This window comes from Exiguobacterium sp. SH0S1 (genome assembly GCF_004337165.1).
Taxonomy (GTDB): domain Bacteria; phylum Bacillota; class Bacilli; order Exiguobacteriales; family Exiguobacteriaceae; genus Exiguobacterium; species Exiguobacterium aurantiacum_A.
In genome coordinates this window covers 1,311,569-1,332,357 of record NZ_SJVC01000001.1, presented here as the reverse complement: position 1 = coordinate 1,332,357, position 20,789 = coordinate 1,311,569, and the positions used below count along the sequence as shown (strand labels likewise).

The following is a 20,789-nucleotide window of genomic DNA, read 5'->3' as shown; positions in this document are numbered from 1 at the left end:
CATCACCCTCTCAAAAGAAAAAACAGGATAAGGGCAAGGAAAAAGAGCGATTGTCCCGACTTGAGTCGGTCCAATCGCCCTTTTTTCTGTTCACGCTCGGATAGAGCGGAGGTTTTTCAGTGCCCTCGTCCGCGGACGTGGATGTTTTATCAAGATTTCGTCAAACTGCCTTTGACCTGCTCATAAAACTCGTCCATCATGCCGGTACGGCTGCCGAGCTGACAGATGAGTTCGAGCGTCTCTTTATAGAACTTTTTGACGAGTCCTTTGTTTTTGACTTCCATCGACGCGAGCGTCTTATCGAGGTTTTGGAGAATCTCCTCGATCTGGTTGTCCGAGTCCGGTTTGACGACCGTCATGTTGTCCGGGATCTTGACGACTTTTTCTTGTTCCTGGTGACGGAACGAAGCGCCGAAGCCAAGGTTCTCGATGAACAAGTGCGGCATCGCCTTCTGACCGAAGAATTGTTGGTGCCACTCGCTCGCTTTCATCGTGTCCATGTCTTGCTTGAACGTTGACGCCGTCGAGACGTATTTTTTAAACAGATCCGTCATGAATTTTTCGATGACCGGGATTTGCAGGGCGAAGACGTTTTTTAAGAGCGCGTCGAGCTGTGCGCGCGACAATTGGGATTCGTTTGACATGTCAGTTCCTCTTTTCTATAATACGATATCTTCATCGTATGGGATTGGCGGACGGGCGTCAACGCATCCTAAAAAGTTTTTTCAGAATATTTAATGATTTGGTGATGTTTTGTGCGATAATCGTCTCATGGCAGTCATCAAAGAGGAGTGAGTTCAACATGAATAAAACAGTAAAATGGGCCGTCGCGCTTGGCGTGACAGGTGCCCTCGTCGCAACGGTCGGTGTCGTCTCGTCACGCGGACGAACCGATGATACGTCACAGACGATCCGTGACCGCGACCTCGGCTACGAGATCATTCTCCCATCGAAGATCGCCGAGGCGATCGAACGCGGTGACGTCTATATCGAGAAAGCACAAGACGTCGTCGATATCGGCGATAAAAATAGCTACGGCACGTTCGACCTCTACTATAACGTCGAGGAGGGGGATGACCAACTGTTGTTCCACCTTGACTTGATCGACCGTGAGCTCTCGGAAGAGGCGTTCGCGACCGAAATCGGTTACGGCAACTATCTCGGCGCGAGCGACAAGACGTTCTTCTGGGTCGAACCGACCGAGGCCGTCCCAGGCGCTGAGGCGCATACGGATGAGATCGCGGAGTTACTCGAGACGCTCCCAGAGCTCGAGTTCCGCACGCTATGAGTCAGCCCGCTTCGGCGGGCTTTTTCGATTATGCTACAATACAGTTGAGGTGATTCGTATGAATTGGACAGTAGAAGAAGCAAGACAGGCAGAACATGTAACAGCGCTCGAAGGAGCGGTCAACGCGCATGACGCGATCGACGTGAAAATCGGTCACGTCGCGGTCGGACAGAACGACTACGCCGTCTATGACGGTGAACAGTTGATCGGTTATTTGATGTTGTTCCCGTATCTCCCGAACGAGTATGAGGTCAATGCGCTCGTGCATCCGGACTACCGCAAGCAAGGCGTCTTCACGGCGCTCCTAGATGCGGCGAAACGCGACGCGAAAGAGAACGGTTGCGAGGCGTTCACGTTCGTCATCGACCGCAAGTCGAAGTCGGGTAAGGCGGTCGTCGACCACATTCAAGCGGCGTATCAGTTCTCGGAGTACAACCTCGTTTTGAAGAAGGCCGAGCTGTTCTTGAAACCGAACGAGGTGTCGCTCCGTGAGGCGACCGACGCCGACCGTCCTGTCATCATCGAGACGCTCAGTGAGGCGTTCGGTGACCCGGTCGACGTGACCGAGAATATTTATAGTCAAATCGACACGCCGGACCGGGTGACGTACATCGGTGAAGTTGAAGGCCGTCCCGTCGGTGTCATCCGCGCGCTTCTCTCTGGAGACGATGCCGCGAGCATCCACGCGTTCGGTGTGCGGGCGAGTGATCAGGGTCAGGGCTACGGCACGAAGATGTTGAAGCAGATGGTCCAACAACTGTTCCGCATGGGCCGCACGAAGCTCGAGCTCGACGTCGAGACCGAGAACAAGGCCGCGCTCGAGATCTACAAGCGGGCCGGATTCGCAGAGAACGGCGGCTATGAGTTTTACTTACTAGAACTAGTCGAGAATACTCTCACTTCTAAACGATAAGGGCGAAGCTCTCTAAACGATAAGGGCGACGCTCTAATGAAAGTGGGAGATGAATCGCCAACCCTCCTTTAAGATATAATACCTTTAAAGGAGGTGAACATCATGTTGAAACATAAGGCTTACAAATTCAGAATATATCCGACAAAAGAGCAGGAAATCCTGATCGCGAAGACAATCGGTTGTTCGCGCTTCGTCTTCAATCACTTCTTAGCGAAGTGGGATGAAACCTATAAAGCGACAGGCAAAGGATTGTCTTATAGCTCTTGTTCTAAAGAAATCCCTTTGCTGAAGCGAGAGTTTGACTGGTTGAAGGAAGTAGATAGCACTTCTGTGCAAACTAGCGTCAAGCATCTAGCCGATGCGTATGACCGTTTCTTCAAGAAACAGAACGAACGACCTCGATTCAAGTCAAAGCGTAACCCTGTTCAATCCTACAAGACGAACATCCAAGGCAAGTCTCAACTCCCTGAGGTCTCGATCATCGGAAATCGGCTTAAACTTCCCAAGCTGAAGTGGGTTCGCTTTGCGAACTCGAAACAAGTCGAAGGACGCATCTTGAACGCCACGATCCGACGCAACGCTTCAGGGAAGTATTTCGTCTCCCTGCTCGCCGAGCAGGAGATTAACGAACTGCCGAAGACCCGCTCATCTGTCGGCGTCGACGTGGGGCTCAAGAACTTCGCCATTCTGTCGGACAGCACGGTGTACAAGAACGCTCGCTACTTCCGCACTCTCGAGAAGAAACTGGCGCGCGAACAACGCAAGTTGTCACGTCGTCAGCTCATCGCCATGAACAAGAAAGTAAAGCTGTCCGAGGCAAAGAACTATCAAAAACAAAAGCAGAAGGTCGCTCGTATCCACGAGAAAATCGCCAATAAGCGGACCGACTTCCTGCACAAGGTATCGACCGAGATCGTCAAAAACCACGACGTCATTGGAATCGAGACCTTGCAGGTGAAGAACATGCAGAAGAACCGCAAGTTGAGCAAGTCCATCTCCGAGGTTAGTTGGTCTGAGTTCTTCCGCATGCTCGAATATAAGGCCGACTGGTACGGGAAAACCGTCGTGAAGGTCGGGAAGACCTTCGCCTCGAGTCAACTCTGTTCAAGTTGCGGTCATCAACATAAAGACGTGAAGCATCTTGGCTTACGTGAGTGGAAATGCCCGAGTTGCGGGATCCATCACGACCGCGATGTGAACGCAGGACTGAATCTCAAACAAGAGGCCGAGCGTATTTTGGCTTCTTCAACCGTCGGGACGACGGGGTTAGCCTGATAAGGTTTCGGCCGTTAGGTCGGATAACTCAGGAATCCCCACCTCTCAGCAAAGCGCAGGTGGGGGTAGTTCAATAGAACTGTGAGGTGAGAAAATGGTTCGTAATTTAAAATGGTTAGGTGCCGCGTTCGAGGCATTGCTCGGCATCCCGGTGCTCGGTGGACTGTTCATCATCAGTATGGGTTATTCACCGCTCGGATTCATGCTCGTGTTTCACATCGTCGTGTTGATCCTGTCGGTATCGCGGCTGAACAAAGTCTCGTTCGGCCCAATCGTCGGGATCACGGCGTCGGTGCTCGGCTTCATCCCGTTCGTTGGCATGATGTTGCACTGGGTGGCGGCGATCGCTCTTGCGATCGATGCGCTCACGACGACCCGTGAACAGGTACGTATGAAAAAAGACAATGAACCGTTTTGACGAAGACGCTCTCCAAGGGTGATTGTTCTGACACGAGTCGGAACAATCATCCTTTTTTCCTTGACAGGGATGGCGTACAGCATCGGCCCGAAGAAATCGGAACTTGAAGTTTTCAGTGGCCTTGCTCACAGCTTGGTCTTTTCTTATTGACCGTATATCTGAAATAGCGATAGAGCATTTGTAAAATATAGGTATAATTAAATTATTCAAGTACATAAATGGAAATAGGGGTCGATGACGTGTTTAAAAACTTAATGAACAATCTAGCGGTGACCATTCCGATCGAGGCGTCTATGCTTCAATCATTTCTCCAACCTAAAATCTCTGAGCTATCGAATGTCACAGTTGAAGTCACGAATGGACAATTGATATTAAGCGGGACTAAAAAAGTGGGAATCGCATTTTTCTCAAAAGAGGTGCGTGTGAAACTGACAGTTGTACCAAAAGAAATCCACGGACGAAAAATCGTTTTTAACGTCGTCAAAGTTGAACCTTCTGATAACGAGCTATTAAATGACAAGTTTTTGAATCACCCGCCTTATATCGCCTATGACGCACGTACGCTTACGCTCGATTTGAGCACAATGGGGCTACTACAAAAAGTGAAAGTCGGAAACATCAAATCACTCGCGTTAGAAGAAGGACGTGTCTTGCTGATCATCGGCGCCTAAACAAAAGACCAAGAGAGCAGCTAGGCTACTGAAAAATCTCGATGCTGACCGAACAATCCTCCTTTTTCCTTGCCCTTCTCCAATGAGGGCGTTTTTTCATTGACCAAAACTTCAAGTGAAAACGCTATACAAAAGCTTCCAAGTGGACGATATAGTAGGTGATGAATTACACAGAGGAGGAACTCATAGTGAAAGTATTTAAAAACTTTACGACTCAACTGCTCGCCTGGATCTTGGTCACATCGTTCATTACAGGCGGGGCGGTCGGGTTCATCACGCTTCAATTGACTGAGCTCGAACTAGCTAAGGGGCAGGTCATGCTCGTCGGGACAGCGGTGGCCTTGCTCATTTCAGTACTAGGTGGGGGCGTCATTTACTTGATCGCCCGTCGCCCGCTTAAAGCGATCGAATTAGCGTCAGACAAGGCGGTCGAGGTCGGAAACGGCGACTTGACGGTCGTGTTCGCGAGTGAGACGACGAGCGACCGCTCGGAGATGGGACGTCTGCTTCTGTCGATGGATAACATGGTCGAACACTTGCGGGAACAAGGGACGAACATGCGCTACACGGCGGACCAATTGACGGGCTCGGCGCAAGAGATCGCGGCAGCGGTCCAAGAAGGCAACACGGCCGGCGAGAGCATCCGCTCGGCGATGAACTCCTTGAACAAGATGCTTGAGGATAATGTCAGCGCGACATACAGCTCGATGGATCTCCTCGGTGCCGTCGCCCGGACGATGGAGAACATCCGTAAAGAGATGGGCTCGGCGCTCGAATCGGCGAGTGAGATGCAACAAGAAGCCGAGAGCGGGAAAGGTCTTGCTTCGACGTCAGTCGACGCGATGCATGCGATCGCTGGGAAAGTCGAACAGTCGTCGACACTCAATAGTCAATTGACGGAGAAGACAGGTGAGATCTCACGCATCACGGACGTCATCAGTGACATCTCGGCGCAGACGAACTTGCTTGCCTTGAACGCATCGATTGAAGCAGCGCGGGCCGGTGAGCACGGACGCGGTTTCGCGGTCGTCGCGGCCGAAGTCAAAAAGCTCGCCGAACAGACGGCGAACTCGACGCAAGAGATCACCGATTTGATTGTCGACGTCAAACGTTTGGTTGGTGACACGTCGTCATCGATGGCGAACGTGAAAGCGGAAGTCGAGACGGGTGTCGGGCTCGTCGAGAAAGCGGGCGGCGCGTTCGCGACGATCCACAGTTCGGCGAACGAAGTGTACAGCCACGTCCATTCGGTCGATGCGTTGCTTGACGAGTCACGCGGTCAGATCGACTCAGTCGTCACAAACTCGGCCGGTATCGTCGGGATGGTCGAAGAAGCGTCACGCTACGCGACAGAAGTCACGTCGGCTGCGAGCCAGCAAGCGGCGAGTCTCGGCGAAGTGAACGGTGCAATGACGGAGCTCGTCCGTGTTGCCGAGAGTTTGCAGAACGAGACGGAGCAAGTGAAGGTGGAAGTGTAAGGAGGAGCGGCCCAGTGATGGGTCGTTTTTTTGCTACACTACCAGGTGGAGGGATGTCTCGTGAAAATTGATGTGGAAGCAGTCCTGTCACTACCGGCGTATGCTGGGGCGACCGTCATCGCCGGTCGAAACGGGATGAACCGAAGCGCTGTCGATTTTAAGGGGGCAAATCATCTCGTTCACGCTTAACGTCACGAAATGGACAGAAAAAAACATGATGGATATCTTAACGAGTACGGGCCATACGCGCGTCGACTTCGGGGACGACGCGTTCACGGTCGGCAAGTCCCGCCCAATGATTGAATCGGCGCCCCGAAATGGTCGCATCTTACCGATTGGGGCGTATATTTACGGACCGATGCAAGGTGCTGTCATCGGGGTCGGCATCGTCCATCCGCCGCTCGATTGTTTCATAAAAGCGTTAAAAGCCTATTCAGAGGAGGTCAGCCATGTCTAACGTACTGATTGTATTAGGCGAGAACGCGCTCGGTAACAACCCGGCCAGTAGCTTGAACTGGTCCAGGAAGCGGCGAGCTCGATCGTCGATTTGATTGAAGCGGGGCACGGGGTCATCGTCGCGAACGGGAACGGTCCTCAAGTCGGAATGATTCATCAGGCGTTCGACGAAGCTGATCAGCTTCCGGACGTCCCGATGGCAGAAGCCGTGGCGATGAGCCAAGGGTACATCGGGTATCATTTGCAGCAAGCGCTTCGCGAAGAGTTACATCAGCGAAATATAGACAAAGCAGTCGCCTCGATTGTGACGCAGACCGTCGTCGCCGCAGAAGATCCCGCCTTCTCCAATCCAACGAAGCCGATCGGGCAGTTTTATTAGAAAGATGGGTCGGTTTGAGAAACGAGGAATGGTCTTTGTCGAGGACGCTGGACGTGGGTACCGACGCGTCATCCCATCGCCTGAACCGCTAGAAATTGTGGGAATCGAGGTGATTCGAACACTCGTTGCGGCTGGTCATATCGTTATCGCTGGCGGGAGAGGCGATATTCCGGTCATTGAACAAGAGGGACGACTCGTCGGGGTCGATGCGGTCATCGATAAAGACTGGGTGAGTGAACTACTGGCACGCGAACTTGACGTCGACATCTTATTCATCTTGACAGCCGTCGATCAAGTTGCGGTCGATTTTGGGAAGCCGTCGCAGCTGGGCTTGGACCGAATATCGGTCGATGAAGCACGCCGTTATATCGAGGACGGTCAGTTCCCAGAGGGGAGCATGTTACCGAAAGTGGAAGCGGCACTCGCTTTCGTGACATCTCGTTTCGGACGCGAAGCAATCATCACTTCGCTCGAGCGAGCCGGTGAAGCGATTCATGGAAAGACAGGGACGAAGTTTGTGGATAAAGCTAGAACAGCTGTGAAGTGAAGAGGAGCGGCCCAGTGATGGGTCGCTTTTTCTATGCAATTTGAAGAGAAGTAGTCAAAACGTGTAACTTTTTTTGAAAAAGACTAAACAGAATCGAGATGACTCCGATATAGAGTATGGAAACGCAAAAACGTTGCCAACTAATACAAGGTGAGGGGCCGGCCTAAACCTTGTATGCTCGGACAAAAGGATTTGGAAGAGCGGAAAAAACTTAAACCTATGGAGGGAAATTACAATGATTATTAACAACAACATGAACGCAATGAACGCACATCGCAATATGTCATTCAACACATCACAAACGGGTAAAGCGATGGAGAAATTATCTTCAGGTCTTCGCATCAACCGTGCTGGTGACGACGCAGCTGGTCTTGCAATCTCTGAAAAAATGCGCGGACAAATTCGCGGTCTAGATCAAGCGACACGTAACTCACAAGATGGGATTTCGCTTATTCAAACGGCTGAAGGCGCGTTAAACGAAACACACTCTATTTTACAACGTATGCGTGAACTAGGTGTTCAAGGATCAAACGACACATTAAATGCTAACGATAGAGGTCAAGTACAAAAAGAAATGGATCAGTTAGTAGCTGAAATTGATCGAATTGGGAATACAACAGAATTTAACACGAAAAAATTGATCAACGGTGGTGCGAATGTTTCGGGTACGGTTGGTACAGCCCTTACTGGTGTTAAAATCGTTGGTGGAAGTGGAGATACAAAACAAGGAGCAACTTTAACAATTACTGATACTACAGTTGCAACAGCTGCTACGGCTACTCGTACTGGAGCATTTACAGCAGGAGCCACAACTGCGGCAGTAAACTTAAAAGTTAATGGTGTGGAATTTAACTTTGCATCAGGAACTTCTAGTAAAGACGTTCTTGAGACAATTAATAAAGCAGGAATTGGTGTAGTGGCAACTGCAACTGCAGCTGATTTGACTTTGACTTCGAATTCAGTAGGTAGTGCTTCTAAGCTTACGTCAAATGCTGCAGCCGTCGGAACAATTGCGACTAGCACAGGTGCTGATGCAACTATTACAGGAGCAGGGACATATTCTGCTCAAGGAAACACAATTACAGTTGAAAGTGGCAATGCAAAAGGTTTACAACTTCAAATTTCCGAAGCACATGCTACACTGGCGGCAAACCACACAATCACAGTAGCCTCTAATGGTACTCTTGCACTAGCAATCGGGGCAAACGAAGGTCAAACAATGAATATTGGAATTAGTGATATGCGTGCTGAAGCTCTAAAGGTTTCTGATGTTAAAGTAACAGATTCTGCTACTGCACAAACAAGCGTAACAACAATTCAACAAGCAATCGATACTGTATCGTCAGAACGTTCAAAGTTAGGTGCTTACCAAAACCGTCTCGAGCACACAATCAACAACTTGAGCGTTGGTGCTGAGAACCTTCAAGCAGCTGAATCACGTATCCGTGACGTTGACATGGCGAAAGAAATGATGAACTTCACGAAGAACAACATTCTTAACCAAGCTGCACAAGCTATGATGTCACAGGCAAATCAGCAGCCGCAAGCGGTTCTCCAACTTCTTCGTTAAGATTTTTCTTCAACTTTTTAATCAGTACTCACAAGGTACAGTTACAAAACGAAACCCGTCTCTCGTATATCGAGGGACGGGTCTTTTTGTTTAATAAACATAGACTGCAGCTGTCTCTTTCAAATGATTTTTCTTAATATCCTGCCACTTATAGACGACCGACCAATATGATCGATTCAATTCCTTTGCGATATTGGCGTCAGTCATTTCCTCTTGTTTCGCTTGAATGATGAATTTGATCTCATCTTCCGTGTAATCATATTTTGCTTTGGAGGAAATGGCGTTCATCTCGGGGTGATTCTCTCGTTCTAACTTTAGTTGATAGTCCCAATCTAATTTCTTTCGCATTGATGGAAGCGCATAAGCATAAGGTGAGAAGTCATTTAAGAACCGGATTGCCTCTTCTGTCTTTTGTATGCGGAGCGTAAAGAAGTGCCCATCGGATCGACGACTCAAGACAAAATGATGATTAAACGTCCGAGCAATAAATTCGCTCAACTGCTCTAATTCTTCTGGATAGAATGCTTGTAAGTATAAGTAAATGTAAATGTGAGGAGTGATGATGACCTGATTTAATTTAGAGCGAGTTGATTTGGTCAGCGACAGACTACCGTCATCCAAATATAGTGCGAGTAAGAAGAGAGGATGAGTACAGTCTTCTAGCAAGTGAACGGGAATATGTTTTTTGCAATCGATGTAACATTTCTCCCAGATCCATGTGAACAGTTCGTCTCTCTCTGAATACAGTTCAGCGCTTGTACCGGTAGATCGAACTTTAATACCGCTAAAAAATGCGAGGTGCGATTTTTAACTTCCATTCCCGATACTCGATTTGTTTCACCGAAAAATGTTCACGGTACTGTAATCCCTTCTTTGGGATCTGTTTTGCTTTTGTACGAGCAATTGTCCCATCTCCAAGCAACGTCCCTAACAATAAACTCTTCTCAAATACAGTTAAATCATCCCACTTCACGATACTCGCCCCTTTACGATTAATCTCACCAACTTCCTTTTCCCGTTCCTACAACTTTTATCCCGTTGACCGATATAGAAAAAGAGAGAGGGTGAAGGTTTATGAATCGAGAAGAAGCTATTCGATTATTAGAGAAGGTTAAAGCCGATCAACGATTGCTTGAGCAAAAAGAAGAAATTTTATACGCGATGCGTATGCTTGCGATTGAAGCGATTGAAGTCGATCAATCAAAACGCCTGAACCTTGACCGATTGTTCCAAGAATTAAAACAGCAATTAATTTATTTAGAATCAAAGAATGATGACTCTTTTCACTAAAAACTGCAAAAACATTTGAGATAAACCGATATAGTCCATGAGAACAACTATAAGAGGAGCAGAAGCTTATGAACCCGACCATCTCTGAAGTCCGGCTTCACCTACCTTCTTCCGTATTGCCGTATGAACAAACGAAAAATGTGTTTGTCGAAGCGAATCATGCTCGTCTCGCCAATGAAGGCATCGTTATTTTACCGACGCCTCAACACGTCACCAAGTTAGAGGCGGCCGTCGAGAAGGCGAATCAAGTTTTGGAGCAACAACGTACCGGTCTTAAATTTATGAAACACGAGAAATTGAACGACTACTATATTCAAATCGTGGATGCGAACAACGAAGTCATCCGCGAGATTCCAAGCAAGAAGTCACTCGACTTCTTTGCGGCGTTCATGGAGTTCAATCATTTATTCGATGAACGTGTCTAAAGGAGGATAACTATGACATCACCAATCCGATTTGGCGGTCTCGCCAGTGGAATTGATACCGATACAATTATTAAACAGTTGATGCAAGTCGAACGGGCACCTGTCGACAAGCTCGAACAGAAAAAGCAAACGACTGAGTGGAAACGCGACGCCTACCGTGAAATCAACCGTTCGCTCATGACGCTCCGTAATAGTGCCGTCGATCTTTCGTTCAGCCGAAACTTTTATGCGAAGACGTCTAGCTCATCCGATGAATCACGCGTTTCGGTCGTGGCCGGACCGTCAAGTGGCAATACAGCGATACAAATCACATCGGTTGAACAGTTGGCGACTGCTGCCACTCAAGTAGTACTTCCAAAAGATAAAAATGGAATGAATGTTACGAAAACGACAAAAGTAGCAGATATGGATCTACAACCTGCCACACAAGAAATTAAATTAGATACTGCAACAAAGGAATGGGCGATTACACCTAAACCAAAAGTCGCGGAAAGCGTTGCTTTAAAAACGGCTACCGGTGACACGATTACCACAGACTTGTACACGTATAATGGAACAACCGGAAAATTGACGATGAACGATGGATCTGACATTCCAGCAGGTACGACAGCTACGTACAAATCAGGCTATCAAATCCAGATTCGAACAAGTACTGTCGGTGATTTCAAGACAATTAAAGTAGCAGAAGATGCGACGATGGACCAACTCGTGTCAGCGTTAAACGGAAAAGATACGGGTGTCTCTGCTTTCTTTGAACCAGTTTCAGGAAAGATGTCGATTACCCAAAAACAAACTGGCAAAAATGAAATCATTGAATTTGATGCAACGACAAAAGAGACATTCCGAATTTTAGACACGGCGCTTCCTGTAACGGGGAAAGACGCAGAATTTATTGTAAACGGAATCGACATGAAACAAAGCTCAAACACCGTTACCATCGACAATATGACAATCACGTTGAAAGCTGAATTCAAGGTGGCTAGTAACCCGACGCCCGTTACCCTCTCGGCTGCAACCGACACGCAAAAGATCTTCGACAATATTAAAGGCTTTGTCGACAAATATAACGAGACAATCGACCTGATGAATAAAAAAGTCCGAGAAGATAAGTTCCGCTCATTTACGCCACTGACAAAAGCCCAACGTGATGAACTATCTGAAGACGAAATTAAGAAATGGGAAGAGAAAGCAATGAGTGGGATGTTACGCGGGGATTCAATCCTTCGTAGTGGCATGGATACCCTCCGCTCGAAATGGTCGAGTACGACATCGGCGACGGTCGAGAAAGAGATGGATTTCTTATTCCAAATCGGTATATCGACAGGAAGAGATAATATGAATGGCGGAAAGATTGAAATCGATGCAGAAAAACTGAAAGCCGCCATCGAAAAAGATCCTGAGCAAGTATACAATCTATTCACGGATGCTGAAACTGGATTACTTCCACAGCTTCGCGACGCGGCAACGGACTCTCGGGAGACGATCACCCGAATTGCCGGCGCTGACGGATCCGGATCACAGTCCCACTCGATGGGGAAAGAAATGACAGCCATCGATGCGCGCATCAAGCGCTTAAATGATTTACTCGTCAATAAAGAGAACGCCTACTACCGTCGCTTCACGGCGATGGAGACGGCGATGAACCAAGCGAACTCGCAAGCAGCATCACTGCAACAGTTTCTAGGCGGCGGAATGTAAGAGGAGGAATTTAAATGGTAGCCAACCCATATGCAGCATATCAAAACAACGCGGTCACGACTGCGAACCCACAGGAACTGACGCTCATGCTGTATGACGGAGCGCTCAAGTTCACGCGCCTCGCCAAACTCGCGCTCGAGCAAGGGAATCCTGACTTGAAAAATACGAACATCCAAAAGACGCAAGCCATCTTCCAAGAGTTACGCCTCACTTTAAATAAAGACATCGCCATCTCGGCGAACTTGGACTCGCTCTACGAGTACTTATGGCGCCGACTTGTCGACGCGAACGTCAAGAACGATACGACGATCCTCGACGAAGTGCTCGACTTCACGACCGAACTCCGCGATACGTGGAAGGAAGCGATGAAACTCGCGAAGCAAGGATGAGGCCGATCGATGAGATCATTCTCAAGACGCAACGGCTGAAAGACTTGCTGGCGCAAGTGCCAGAAGAACCCACGTACGACACGTGGATGGACCAAATCCACGAACTGCTCGACGACCGCGAGCAATTGCTATCGGCGCATGGCCCAGACTTAGAAGCGGCCGATCAGATGGTCATCCGTCAGCTCGTCGACGACAGTCAAAAGATTGCCCGGTTGATCGAAGCCGAGCATCAGCGACTCGGGATGACGCTCGGGACGACGCGGCAAGAACGGAAGACGGTCAAGTCGTACGTCGACCCGTACGAGGACGTCGACTCGAACTTTTCTGGACTATTCGACCAGCAGACATAAACGAGCTTGGGGATGCCCCAGGCTCGTTTTGTGTTCAGTCTGTTTTGATAGGTTTTCGATTTCTTGAAAATTTTGAGATGAAAAATGTCGTGGCAAATAAGAGGAGCCCTGTCAAATTGAACTGTATGTAGACGTGCAGTACATCTTGGAACGAGTTCAATGAATAGAAGCCGCTCAACAAGGCAGTCGGTAGTATGGTGACATGCATCGCGCCATAATGGGCGAGAATCTGTTTCGAGAAGCTCCAATCGTGGATTTGGTAGATGACGCTCGTCAGTCCGAGGAAAAAGGCGATGACTCCATAAAACAGCAAACTACGAGCCACACTGTCGTCGCCGTCCAAGTTCTGCCATAGGGCAAGGGTGAGAAAGCCTGCAAGCAGTACACTGCCTCGAATCAATCCTGTTTTGAATAACATACGTCCAGACCCTTCGTGTTGTCGTTCCTACTCATACGGAAAGAGGCACATAAATGTTTCAACAAATGACGAAGATGCAAACACGTCTGTTTTGTTGTAATATCGGGTAAATACCACTATACCCGTTGCTTCTGTTCTGGAAAGGGGAGGGAAACGAGATGAGTGAGAAAAAGGTAAAGCCTAAGTCATCGAAAGATCGTCGTTACTTCGTCTACGGTCCAGAAGGGGCGTACGATGAATACGTGGAACGGGACCCGAAACTCGAGGCGTACGTTGAGGACGACGCACCAATCGAGGACAATCCTGACCCGTATGAAGAAGAAGACTTAAAAGCTCGAGGATAGATGTCAAGACCAAACAAGGCTCAATTGCGAGCCTTGTTTTTTATTGTGATGGGGTATGGACCTGTTACTTTTTATTAGCAAGGTCAGGCGGATGAATCCGTTATGCTCGTTGTATCAACCACAACTCGTCAACTTAAAAGGAGAGATTTTGAATGAACATGAAACGATACGGATTCCTATTTGCCTTACCACTCGCGCTGCTCGTCGGCTGTGGGGAAGAAACTGAGCCTGCCTCGAGTACGGCACCGACAGAACAAGTCGAGGACGTCAAAGAAACGGAAGCGGAAGAACAAGAAGAAGCGGTTACCACGGAAGACGCTGAAGTATATGACAGTGAAATCGGCACGAACACGATTCACATGAAGAACACCGAGTTAACGATGAACGAGACGATGGGCTCGGTCAAGTTCAACGTCAATAAAGTCCAGACGTCTCGTCTGAACGTCGCGGAAGAGTATCTTGATATGTTCGACGGGAAAGACGAAGTGACGCTCGTCGTCGTGAACGTCACTGCCGAGAATACGGTCGATGACACGATTCACTTCTATCCGGACCAAGGCACGCTCGTCACGAACACGGGTGAACAGATTGATGCCGATCTTTGGTTCTCGGATGACGTCGGCGGGGACTTCCTCGGAAAAGTGAAAAAGGAAGGGAATGTCATGTTCATGGCGGACGCGATGCCGGAAGAGTTGACGGAAGTCCGGTTCATCGTCGGTGGACCAACAAACACGGATTATGAGAAGTTGGCCGAGGAGTCGTATGAATACAAGATCGATGTCACCAAATAAGAGAAAGCGCATCGCGACGATGCGCTTTCTCTTATTTACGTTGATGCGGCAATGGAATCGTCAACACGTTCCAGTTCTCGCCGGCGAATATTTTCGCTAAGTAGACGATTTGGCCGACGTGATAGCTGTAGTGCGACACTTGCTTCTCAATCGCCCAGATGACGCTCTTCTCCTCGCCGCGAATGTAGACGGTCTTGCCGATGTCGTCGGGTGTCAGGCTCGCCAAGACGTCATCAAGCAGTTGCCAACGCTTGTCCCACGTCGCCATGAGCTCGGTGCGAGACAACTGTTGGTCCTCGAACTCGGCGTCGCGGTTCCGGTCCGGTTTCTCCCCATCTGTCGTCAAGAAGTCGGTCCAGCGTGATAACATATTGTTCGAGATGTGTTGCACGATGACGGCGAGCGAGAGTGTGTCCGGTGCGAGCACCCGGTGCAAGTCGTCGTCGCTCACTTGATTGAGCGCGCTTTCTGCGAGCTGTTTCTGTTCTTGAAAGATGCTGCGCACTTCTGTCACGTAACGTTGTTCAAACATGTCATTTCCCCCTTATGTAGTGTCTCTCTCCCATACCCGAAATCAAGAAAAGACGAACAGGTTATCCTGTCCGTCTAGGCGTGCTCAGCCCGAAAGTCTTCCCAATGATCCTTCGCTTGCGTCCGGATTCGTTCTGACACTTCCTTACTGCCGAGCAAGATCCCGTACCAACGTCGGGCGTCCTCATACAACCCGAGGGCGGCCGACAAGTCAGCGATCCGCAGCATGAGCTGATCGTACGGCAGGCCGGTCCGGACTTGGTCGGTATACACTTCCTGCACCTCATTGTACTTGTCGAGCGTCCGTTGCATCCATTCCTTCTCGGCCGCCCCGTTCCCGATCAAGCGGTTCATCCAGACGAGACGCATCCCGAGCATGGCAATGACCGACGGCTTCTGTCCGCTCAGCTGTGCTGTCATGACGGCGAACTTGTACAGTTGGATGACGTGCTCGGGCGTGCGGTCACCTTCGAGCGTCTCCGGGTTGATCCGGGACAAATAGTTCGTCTCGAGCGCCTCGCGGTTGTTTTTCCGGACTTTATCGAACGAGTCGTGGAAGACGAGGTGGCAGTGGCTACAGACGACCGGCTCATACAAGTACGGGTTCTCGCCGTCATACGTCGTATAGCCGTCCTTCGCGACTTCTTGCGGCCGGATATGGCGCGACAAGATGCGCGGCGTCACGCTTTCCTTCAAACAGTACGGGCATTTCACTTTCTTCGAAAACAAATGTTCAGCCATACGTCACCTCACACGTACACGTTGACGAGCAATCCGCGAATCTCACCGACTTGGTCGAGGAGCGACAGACGTGACGCTTCCCCCGAGATGACCTGGTCCGTCAGTGCGAGCAGTTTCTGGTCGACCTGCTCGACGATCTTATAGATCTTGGCTCGGCCCCGGCGGTTGAACCCGCGTTTGTCTTCGAGGCTGAGCGCCGCGTCAACGGCGTCTTTCATAAAGTCTTTAATCAATCGTTTATATTCGGTGAGCGACTCGACCGTCTGGCTCTCGGCGAGGAGCTCACCTTGATCGTGAATGGCCGCGATCTGGCGCTGGAAGCGCTCGTATTCGCGGTCTTCGCGTTTTTGTCCAATCACGTTCTGGAACGAGACGCCAGGTTCCGCGTCAGGACGCTTGGCTTTGCCCGCGCCGTGAAGCGACTGGGTCTCCATAATTCGACGAATGTCCATAAGGCCTCGTCCTTTCTGTAAGTTAGTTCAACAATTGTAACACGCCTTGCGGCAACGCGTTCGACTGGGCGATCATCGCCATGCCGGACTGGTTCAAGATGTTGAGGCGGGCGAAGTCCATCATCTCGCGGGCCATATCGGCGTCACGGATGCGTGACTCGGACGCGGTCAAGTTCTCGGCACCGATCGTGACGACGCCGATGTTCGCTTCTAAACGGTTTTGGATGGCACCGAGCTTCGAGCGTTCGAGGGAGACTTTGTTGATGGCGGCGTCGAACTTGGCGATCGCTTCTCCAGCTTTTTCTGGAGTAAGTACGCTGAGCGCGTAGTACGTTTTATCCGGTGTTGTCGTGTCATTGTCATGGTCGACCGCGCCTAGAGCGCCGCCGCCCAACGTTGGGGATGTAATGCTAAGCGCGTGGGCCCGCATATCTTCGACGTTGACGACGACGCCTTCACCGCTGCTGGCACCGAGCTGGAAGAAGATTGACGATTTGAGCGCGGTATATTCACCGTTCATAATCTTCTTCGAGTTGAAATCGGTCGTCTCGGCGATACGCGTCACTTCTTCTGTGAGCGCGTTGATCTCTTCTTGGACGGCTTTCGTGTCGTCCGGGCTCAACGTCCCGTTCGCCGCTTGAACCGACAGCTCGCGCATGCGCTGCAGGAGCGAGTGCGTCTCGTTCATGCCGCCCTCGAGCGTCTGGGTGAGCGAGATGCCGTCGAGCGTGTTGCGCTCGGCCATCGACAACGAGTCGAGGCGCATCCGCATCTTCTCGGAGATGGCGAGGCCGGCCGCGTCGTCCGACGCCTTGTTGATGCGAACACCGCTCGAGAGGCGGTCCATCGTCTTCTTCATCGTCGTCTGGTTGAGCGATAACGACGTATAGGCTTTCAAGGCTTGAATGTTATTGGTAATTTTCATAACGGTTTCCTCCTACGTGTGCGGGTTGAAGCCGGGCGTTCGCGATGGCCTGGTCCCACGTCATCTCTAAGTCGGTCGCGAGCGAATGGAGCTCTTGGATTTTACCTAAGTCTTGTTCGATCAGCGCCTCGAGGCTGCCTTTCGCCATATACAAATACAATTCATCGAGCTGGGCCGAGATGATGCCGCCGCCGTCATGAAGCCCTTGATGCAGCTTGACGAGCAGCTCGCGCGCTTGGCGCAGATGGCGGTTGCGCTCGGCGATTGTCGCTGTCAGCGCGGTCTCGTAATGGTAGGTGAGCGCGTGGAGCATCGCTTGCGTCAACTCCTCCGGGCTCATTTCATATAATCGGTTCGAATTCATGATTGTTCTCCTTTGATCGAGTCAAGTTCTTCTATTAAAAGCAACACTTCGGCCATGACGTCATATAGTTCCGGCGGGATGGCATCCCCGAGGTCAAGGTCGAGCAGGTGGCCGAGGAGCGAATGGTCGTGCTCGATGGCCACACCGCGCGAGCGTGCCTCTTCCAAAATCTTGTCGGCGACGGCACCTGTGCCGCGGGCAACGATGATCGGGGCCCGGTCGGTCGTCTCGTCATAACGGACGACGGCGGCCGTCTTACGTTTCGTCAAATCCATGCGTTGATACATAAGGGCCTCCTAGATTCTAAAGTCATAGCCGGTCGTCTGCGTGCGCTCTGGTTCGACTTCGACTTTCTCGGCTTTCGTCAGCGGGCGGAACTGGGTCGTCACGCTCCGGTAGCCGATCGCTTCGAGCGTCGTCTCGATCTTTCCGAGCAGCGGTCGCGCGATCCGTTCGACCGTCGGGTCATCATGTTCGAGCGTGAGCCGGAGGTTGCGGTCGAGTGCTTCGACTTTCACGCCGATCTCGCCTAAGCGAGGTGTCTCGAGCCGGATGTAGAGGACACTGTTCTCCCAATCGACGACGTCGCCGGCTTCCCGGTTTTGGATGTGGACGTGGATGCCGGTGTCGATCTCCTGGACCTTCGCCGGCAGGGCGAGCAGGAGCTGATGGAGCTGCCCGCCGTCGAGCCGGTTGATCGTCTGTTGGACTTGGAAGAACGAGGCGAGGCGCGCTGCTTCCGGTGACGCCGCTTCGGAACGAATCGACAAGGCCGATGCCTGAACGGCTTGTGACGTTTGCGCTTGCGCCTGTTGTGAAGCGGTCTGGACGCGCTGCGCCGTCTCTTGGACGTGGCGGCCCGACAGGTTGGCGTCAAGGCGGAGCGGTGTCACGTGGACCTCACCGGCACGAGTGGCGCCATGCGGGATGTATTCGACGCGGACCTGGTTCGGCACGTAACGGAACTCGTTCAACGCTGTGCGCACGTCTTTGATGAGGACGGCACTCTCGGCAGGCTTCGTCGATAACAGTGACAAGGCGACGTCGAGCTTCGCCGTCATCGCGACGAGCGCTTTCTCTTGCCTAGCGTCGGTATGTAACAGCGCGTCCGTCTTTTGGATGAGCTGCGTCAGACGTGTCCCGACCGTCTCGAGGGCGGGGCGGGCCAAATGCGGCTTCGATTCGACGAGCGCCGCGACTTGTCCGAGCTGTTTCGTCACGGTCGCCTGTTCTGCGCGGAACGTGTTCGTCACGGCAGCGAGATGCGTCGTCACTTCCTTGACCACGACTTGACGTCCGCCTACGGGTGGCAAGGCTTCCCTCGGTTCGGGACGGGCGGATGGTGCGGCCGGGAGTTCTTTGATCAGCCGGTCGACCGTCTCCGGTGTCGGTGTGACACGTTCTGCGGTTGGGCGCGACAAGTTGACGAGTTCGACGTAGCGCTCTTTTTGCGGGTACGGCGCGTCCGGTGCCGGCACCTTCAGTTGACGTTTCGCTTCATCTAATGAAGCGACCGCGATGTCACGGGCGACGTCCGGTTTGACGACGGGTGCGTCCATCGTGCGCAAGAACAAGACGGCGTCGCGCATGTCGCCTTTGAAGACGGTCTCGAGCAAGCGGACCGTGTCCTCGTTCAGCGGCAGGCGTCCCGATTGGATCAAGCGGCTGACGGCGCTCCGTACTTCGGGCGGGAGCGATGCGAGCAACGCTTGAATTTTCGTATCGACTTTCGTCTCGGGTTTTGTCCCTTGAACAGGTGCGTCCGTCGTCTCCGTTTCCGGTTTCACGACGACGGTCCCGAGCAACACCCCGTCCTCTTCGACGAGCGTTAGTTGGAACGGGTTCGTCTTCGGCAGCCCGTCTTTGAACGTGACCTCGACTTGTTCGCCGCCGACCTTGACGATGGCCGTGTCAGGACCGGTCTGTTTGACGATTTCAGCTTTATAGACGCGGTTCATCTGGACACCCGCGTTCGCGGCTACGGTTGTAGCGAGTTGCGCTTGGATTTGCATTGTTGTCACCTCGACCAATATATCGACCTCTTTTTCAAAAAGTGAAGCAAAAAGACCATAAAAAAACCTCCCGTCAAACGACGGAAGGCAGGTCAAGATTCGAGCGCAGGGCTCATGTTCAGTTGTTGGAACCGGGCGACCAATTCGCCGGTCGCTTTGATCTGGTTTTTTAAGACGTACGCGGTCGCGTTCGTCTGGATGCGGTGACCGTCTTTCGTGACGATCACGCCGTGCGGGGCACCCTCGACAGTCGCGATCTCCCGAATGTGGGACCAGGCGTACCATTCGCAATCTTCACGTTTCGGCGATTTCGTCGGGAAGAAGACGAGGCCTGTCGTCGGTTCGATGACGACAGGCACTTTGCCTTTGACACCGGCGACGCGTTTGGCGACGAAGATCCGTTCCTCGATCGAGCTGTTGTACTGGCGGCAAGAGAGCTGCAGCAACTGGTACGGCCGGAGCGGGGTCGAGATCTCGCTGCCGTCCTCGAGAATGATCCGCGATTGCTTCATCATGTCAAAGCAAGGCAGGATCGCCACGGTTCGCTTCGTGATGCGATATTTTTCCTCGGAATAGTAGGGGCGCATACGCTGCACCATCCTCCTCGTATTAAATTTTCAGGATCGGCCGATACTCAAAAAGCACAAACCTAAATCATCTCTTCCATGATATATCACAAAAAATGTAAATTCAATAAGCCAATATGAAAAGTAGGGAAATATAATTCCAATGTAAGCCAAAAGACGATTCATTTACAAAAAAGCAGAAAATGTTTGTGTCGAGGACGATAAGGTGGTAATATAGCTATTAGAGGGAAAGCCTCTGTATTCTTCAATGGTGAAAGGAATGGATTTGCACATGGTAGGTAAAGTAAAATGGTTTAACTCAGAAAAAGGTTTTGGTTTCATCGAGGTAGAAGGCGGCAAGGACGTTTTCGTACACTTCTCAGCAATCCAAACTGACGGCTACAAAGCTCTTGACGAAGGTCAAGAAGTTGAGTTTGAAATCGTAGATGGCGAACGCGGCCCACAAGCGGCTAACGTTGTAAAATTATAATTTCAAAC

29 protein-coding genes and 1 pseudogene are annotated in these 20,789 nt (G+C 51.0%); 18 read left to right on the top strand and 12 right to left on the bottom strand.

The genetic code is table 11. From position 1 onward, the window contains the following. Window positions 1-149: 149 nt before the first annotated feature. Window positions 150-644, bottom strand: a complete 495-nt coding sequence (locus tag EVJ20_RS06795; protein ID WP_016509305.1) for a hypothetical protein — start codon at window positions 642-644, stop codon at window positions 150-152. Between the two features lie 158 nt (window positions 645-802). Between EVJ20_RS06795 and EVJ20_RS06790 the strand changes: the two genes are divergently transcribed. From EVJ20_RS06790 to EVJ20_RS06750, 10 genes and pseudogenes are all read left to right on the top strand, one after another. Then, window positions 803-1,288: a hypothetical protein gene (locus EVJ20_RS06790; RefSeq protein WP_236634178.1), complete on the top strand. Its 486-nt coding sequence runs from the start codon at window positions 803-805 to the stop codon at window positions 1,286-1,288. Window positions 1,289-1,346: 58 nt separating this feature from the next. Beyond that, complete coding sequence (locus EVJ20_RS06785) at window positions 1,347-2,201, top strand: GNAT family N-acetyltransferase (protein ID WP_131507393.1); 855 nt, start codon at window positions 1,347-1,349, stop codon at window positions 2,199-2,201. A gap of 102 nt (window positions 2,202-2,303) precedes the next feature. Then, window positions 2,304-3,476 carry an IS200/IS605 family element RNA-guided endonuclease TnpB gene (tnpB, locus tag EVJ20_RS06780; protein ID WP_131507391.1) on the top strand — a complete coding sequence of 391 codons (1,173 nt, stop codon included), beginning with the start codon at window positions 2,304-2,306 and terminating at the stop codon, window positions 3,474-3,476. A 94-nt stretch (window positions 3,477-3,570) separates the two neighbouring features. Next, a complete protein-coding gene (locus tag EVJ20_RS06775; protein ID WP_131507389.1) occupies window positions 3,571-3,894 on the top strand; it encodes a hypothetical protein in 324 nt (107 codons plus the stop codon). A gap of 239 nt (window positions 3,895-4,133) precedes the next feature. After that, window positions 4,134-4,565 carry a hypothetical protein gene (locus EVJ20_RS06770; RefSeq protein ID WP_131507387.1) on the top strand — a complete coding sequence of 144 codons (432 nt, stop codon included), beginning with the start codon at window positions 4,134-4,136 and terminating at the stop codon, window positions 4,563-4,565. Window positions 4,566-4,753: 188 nt separating this feature from the next. Then, window positions 4,754-6,043, top strand: coding sequence for a methyl-accepting chemotaxis protein (locus tag EVJ20_RS06765; RefSeq protein WP_131507385.1), 1,290 nt, complete (start codon window positions 4,754-4,756; stop codon window positions 6,041-6,043). 60 nt (window positions 6,044-6,103) lie between these two features. After that, entirely contained in the window at window positions 6,104-6,232 is a 129-nt protein-coding gene (locus EVJ20_RS15340) for a hypothetical protein (RefSeq protein WP_268887651.1), read from the top strand. Between the two features lie 25 nt (window positions 6,233-6,257). Beyond that, window positions 6,258-6,500, top strand: a complete 243-nt coding sequence (locus tag EVJ20_RS06760; protein ID WP_131507383.1) for a hypothetical protein — start codon at window positions 6,258-6,260, stop codon at window positions 6,498-6,500. Further along, window positions 6,493-7,425 (top strand): annotated as a pseudogene (gene arcC / locus EVJ20_RS06755) (carbamate kinase). The gene EVJ20_RS06760 and the pseudogene arcC overlap by 8 nt, the downstream one beginning before the upstream one ends. A gap of 235 nt (window positions 7,426-7,660) precedes the next feature. Further along, a complete protein-coding gene (locus tag EVJ20_RS06750; RefSeq protein WP_131507381.1) occupies window positions 7,661-8,995 on the top strand; it encodes a flagellin N-terminal helical domain-containing protein in 1,335 nt (444 codons plus the stop codon). 90 nt (window positions 8,996-9,085) lie between these two features. On the opposite strand, the gene EVJ20_RS15210 is transcribed toward EVJ20_RS06750, so the two are convergent. Together EVJ20_RS15210 and EVJ20_RS06740 are read right to left on the bottom strand one after the other, a co-directional pair. Further along, window positions 9,086-9,775 (bottom strand): endonuclease, encoded by a 690-nt coding sequence (locus tag EVJ20_RS15210; RefSeq protein ID WP_201740012.1) that lies wholly within the window; start codon window positions 9,773-9,775, stop codon window positions 9,086-9,088. Window positions 9,776-9,779: 4 nt separating this feature from the next. Next, window positions 9,780-9,968 carry a hypothetical protein gene (locus EVJ20_RS06740; RefSeq protein WP_131507377.1) on the bottom strand — a complete coding sequence of 63 codons (189 nt, stop codon included), beginning with the start codon at window positions 9,966-9,968 and terminating at the stop codon, window positions 9,780-9,782. A gap of 101 nt (window positions 9,969-10,069) precedes the next feature. On the opposite strand from EVJ20_RS06740, the gene EVJ20_RS06735 reads away from it, so the two are divergent. The 5 genes from EVJ20_RS06735 to EVJ20_RS06715 all read left to right on the top strand — a co-directional run bounded on the left by EVJ20_RS06735 (window position 10,070) and on the right by EVJ20_RS06715 (window position 13,147). Further along, entirely contained in the window at window positions 10,070-10,285 is a 216-nt protein-coding gene (locus tag EVJ20_RS06735) for a hypothetical protein (RefSeq protein WP_131507375.1), read from the top strand. A 68-nt stretch (window positions 10,286-10,353) separates the two neighbouring features. Continuing rightward, on the top strand, window positions 10,354-10,710 hold the full coding sequence (locus EVJ20_RS06730) for a flagellar protein FlaG (protein WP_131507373.1): 357 nt from the start codon (window positions 10,354-10,356) through the stop codon (window positions 10,708-10,710). Window positions 10,711-10,722: 12 nt separating this feature from the next. Further along, window positions 10,723-12,408 carry a flagellar filament capping protein FliD gene (fliD, locus tag EVJ20_RS06725; protein WP_131507371.1) on the top strand — a complete coding sequence of 562 codons (1,686 nt, stop codon included), beginning with the start codon at window positions 10,723-10,725 and terminating at the stop codon, window positions 12,406-12,408. A gap of 14 nt (window positions 12,409-12,422) precedes the next feature. Beyond that, window positions 12,423-12,797 carry a flagellar export chaperone FliS gene (fliS, locus tag EVJ20_RS06720; protein ID WP_114165847.1) on the top strand — a complete coding sequence of 125 codons (375 nt, stop codon included), beginning with the start codon at window positions 12,423-12,425 and terminating at the stop codon, window positions 12,795-12,797. Beyond that, a complete protein-coding gene (locus tag EVJ20_RS06715; protein WP_131507369.1) occupies window positions 12,794-13,147 on the top strand; it encodes a flagellar protein FliT in 354 nt (117 codons plus the stop codon). The genes fliS and EVJ20_RS06715 overlap by 4 nt, the downstream gene beginning before the upstream one ends. 34 nt (window positions 13,148-13,181) lie before the next feature. Here EVJ20_RS06715 and EVJ20_RS06710 read toward each other — a convergent pair whose 3' ends face one another. Beyond that, a complete protein-coding gene (locus tag EVJ20_RS06710; RefSeq protein WP_131507367.1) occupies window positions 13,182-13,565 on the bottom strand; it encodes a DUF3021 family protein in 384 nt (127 codons plus the stop codon). Window positions 13,566-13,723: 158 nt separating this feature from the next. On the opposite strand from EVJ20_RS06710, the gene EVJ20_RS06705 reads away from it, so the two are divergent. Next, complete coding sequence (locus EVJ20_RS06705; protein ID WP_131441372.1) at window positions 13,724-13,909, top strand: hypothetical protein; 186 nt, start codon at window positions 13,724-13,726, stop codon at window positions 13,907-13,909. A 152-nt stretch (window positions 13,910-14,061) separates the two neighbouring features. Then, entirely contained in the window at window positions 14,062-14,700 is a 639-nt protein-coding gene (locus EVJ20_RS06700; protein ID WP_131507365.1) for a DUF4352 domain-containing protein, read from the top strand. A 31-nt stretch (window positions 14,701-14,731) separates the two neighbouring features. On the opposite strand, the gene EVJ20_RS06695 is transcribed toward EVJ20_RS06700, so the two are convergent. The 8 genes from EVJ20_RS06695 to EVJ20_RS06660 all read right to left on the bottom strand — a co-directional run bounded on the left by EVJ20_RS06695 (window position 14,732) and on the right by EVJ20_RS06660 (window position 20,312). Further along, complete coding sequence (locus EVJ20_RS06695; protein ID WP_131507363.1) at window positions 14,732-15,232, bottom strand: DUF1572 family protein; 501 nt, start codon at window positions 15,230-15,232, stop codon at window positions 14,732-14,734. A gap of 74 nt (window positions 15,233-15,306) precedes the next feature. Continuing rightward, window positions 15,307-15,972: a DUF2225 domain-containing protein gene (locus EVJ20_RS06690; protein ID WP_131507361.1), complete on the bottom strand. Its 666-nt coding sequence runs from the start codon at window positions 15,970-15,972 to the stop codon at window positions 15,307-15,309. Window positions 15,973-15,980: 8 nt separating this feature from the next. Next, window positions 15,981-16,424: a YaaR family protein gene (locus tag EVJ20_RS06685; RefSeq protein WP_016508634.1), complete on the bottom strand. Its 444-nt coding sequence runs from the start codon at window positions 16,422-16,424 to the stop codon at window positions 15,981-15,983. 22 nt (window positions 16,425-16,446) lie between these two features. Then, the gene (locus EVJ20_RS06680; protein ID WP_131507359.1) at window positions 16,447-17,349 is read right to left on the bottom strand and encodes a flagellin N-terminal helical domain-containing protein; all 903 of its coding nucleotides are present in this window, start codon (window positions 17,347-17,349) and stop codon (window positions 16,447-16,449) included. Further along, window positions 17,333-17,713, bottom strand: a complete 381-nt coding sequence (locus EVJ20_RS06675; protein WP_131507357.1) for a flagellar export chaperone FliS — start codon at window positions 17,711-17,713, stop codon at window positions 17,333-17,335. Before EVJ20_RS06675 ends, EVJ20_RS06680 begins: the two co-directional genes overlap by 17 nt. After that, a complete protein-coding gene (locus tag EVJ20_RS06670; protein WP_071397988.1) occupies window positions 17,710-18,000 on the bottom strand; it encodes an EscU/YscU/HrcU family type III secretion system export apparatus switch protein in 291 nt (96 codons plus the stop codon). The genes EVJ20_RS06675 and EVJ20_RS06670 overlap by 4 nt, the downstream gene beginning before the upstream one ends. Window positions 18,001-18,009: 9 nt before the next feature. Beyond that, complete coding sequence (locus tag EVJ20_RS06665; RefSeq protein ID WP_236636170.1) at window positions 18,010-19,725, bottom strand: hypothetical protein; 1,716 nt, start codon at window positions 19,723-19,725, stop codon at window positions 18,010-18,012. Window positions 19,726-19,817: 92 nt separating this feature from the next. After that, a complete protein-coding gene (locus tag EVJ20_RS06660) occupies window positions 19,818-20,312 on the bottom strand; it encodes a competence protein ComK (protein ID WP_131507442.1) in 495 nt (164 codons plus the stop codon). A 271-nt stretch (window positions 20,313-20,583) separates the two neighbouring features. Between EVJ20_RS06660 and cspD the strand changes: the two genes are divergently transcribed. Beyond that, window positions 20,584-20,781 carry a cold-shock protein CspD gene (gene cspD, locus EVJ20_RS06655; RefSeq protein ID WP_035386012.1) on the top strand — a complete coding sequence of 66 codons (198 nt, stop codon included), beginning with the start codon at window positions 20,584-20,586 and terminating at the stop codon, window positions 20,779-20,781. The last annotated feature ends 8 nt before the right edge of the window (window positions 20,782-20,789 follow it).

Excerpts from the sequence above, each read along its gene's own strand:
- EVJ20_RS06710 (WP_131507367.1), bottom strand. The coding sequence starts at position 13,565 with ATGTTATTCAAAACAGGATTGATTCGAGGCAGTGTACTGCTTGCAGGC.
- EVJ20_RS06785 (WP_131507393.1), top strand. The coding sequence starts at position 1,347 with ATGAATTGGACAGTAGAAGAAGCAAGACAGGCAGAACATGTAACAGCG.
- tnpB (WP_131507391.1), top strand. The coding sequence starts at position 2,304 with ATGTTGAAACATAAGGCTTACAAATTCAGAATATATCCGACAAAAGAG.
- EVJ20_RS06695 (WP_131507363.1), bottom strand. The coding sequence starts at position 15,232 with ATGTTTGAACAACGTTACGTGACAGAAGTGCGCAGCATCTTTCAAGAA.
- fliD (WP_131507371.1), top strand. The coding sequence starts at position 10,723 with ATGACATCACCAATCCGATTTGGCGGTCTCGCCAGTGGAATTGATACC.
- EVJ20_RS06750 (WP_131507381.1), top strand. The coding sequence starts at position 7,661 with ATGATTATTAACAACAACATGAACGCAATGAACGCACATCGCAATATG.
- EVJ20_RS06700 (WP_131507365.1), top strand. The coding sequence starts at position 14,062 with ATGAACATGAAACGATACGGATTCCTATTTGCCTTACCACTCGCGCTG.
- EVJ20_RS06730 (WP_131507373.1), top strand. The coding sequence starts at position 10,354 with ATGAACCCGACCATCTCTGAAGTCCGGCTTCACCTACCTTCTTCCGTA.
- EVJ20_RS06790 (WP_236634178.1), top strand. The coding sequence starts at position 803 with ATGAATAAAACAGTAAAATGGGCCGTCGCGCTTGGCGTGACAGGTGCC.
- cspD (WP_035386012.1), top strand. The coding sequence starts at position 20,584 with ATGGTAGGTAAAGTAAAATGGTTTAACTCAGAAAAAGGTTTTGGTTTC.
- fliS (WP_114165847.1), top strand. The coding sequence starts at position 12,423 with ATGGTAGCCAACCCATATGCAGCATATCAAAACAACGCGGTCACGACT.
- EVJ20_RS06675 (WP_131507357.1), bottom strand. The coding sequence starts at position 17,713 with ATGAATTCGAACCGATTATATGAAATGAGCCCGGAGGAGTTGACGCAA.
- EVJ20_RS06665 (WP_236636170.1), bottom strand. The coding sequence starts at position 19,725 with ATGCAAATCCAAGCGCAACTCGCTACAACCGTAGCCGCGAACGCGGGT.
- EVJ20_RS06735 (WP_131507375.1), top strand. The coding sequence starts at position 10,070 with ATGAATCGAGAAGAAGCTATTCGATTATTAGAGAAGGTTAAAGCCGAT.
- EVJ20_RS06795 (WP_016509305.1), bottom strand. The coding sequence starts at position 644 with ATGTCAAACGAATCCCAATTGTCGCGCGCACAGCTCGACGCGCTCTTA.
- EVJ20_RS06705 (WP_131441372.1), top strand. The coding sequence starts at position 13,724 with ATGAGTGAGAAAAAGGTAAAGCCTAAGTCATCGAAAGATCGTCGTTAC.
- EVJ20_RS06660 (WP_131507442.1), bottom strand. The coding sequence starts at position 20,312 with ATGCGCCCCTACTATTCCGAGGAAAAATATCGCATCACGAAGCGAACC.
- EVJ20_RS06715 (WP_131507369.1), top strand. The coding sequence starts at position 12,794 with ATGAGGCCGATCGATGAGATCATTCTCAAGACGCAACGGCTGAAAGAC.
- EVJ20_RS06670 (WP_071397988.1), bottom strand. The coding sequence starts at position 18,000 with ATGTATCAACGCATGGATTTGACGAAACGTAAGACGGCCGCCGTCGTC.
- EVJ20_RS06680 (WP_131507359.1), bottom strand. The coding sequence starts at position 17,349 with ATGAAAATTACCAATAACATTCAAGCCTTGAAAGCCTATACGTCGTTA.
- EVJ20_RS06685 (WP_016508634.1), bottom strand. The coding sequence starts at position 16,424 with ATGGACATTCGTCGAATTATGGAGACCCAGTCGCTTCACGGCGCGGGC.
- EVJ20_RS06690 (WP_131507361.1), bottom strand. The coding sequence starts at position 15,972 with ATGGCTGAACATTTGTTTTCGAAGAAAGTGAAATGCCCGTACTGTTTG.
- EVJ20_RS06760 (WP_131507383.1), top strand. The coding sequence starts at position 6,258 with ATGATGGATATCTTAACGAGTACGGGCCATACGCGCGTCGACTTCGGG.
- EVJ20_RS06775 (WP_131507389.1), top strand. The coding sequence starts at position 3,571 with ATGGTTCGTAATTTAAAATGGTTAGGTGCCGCGTTCGAGGCATTGCTC.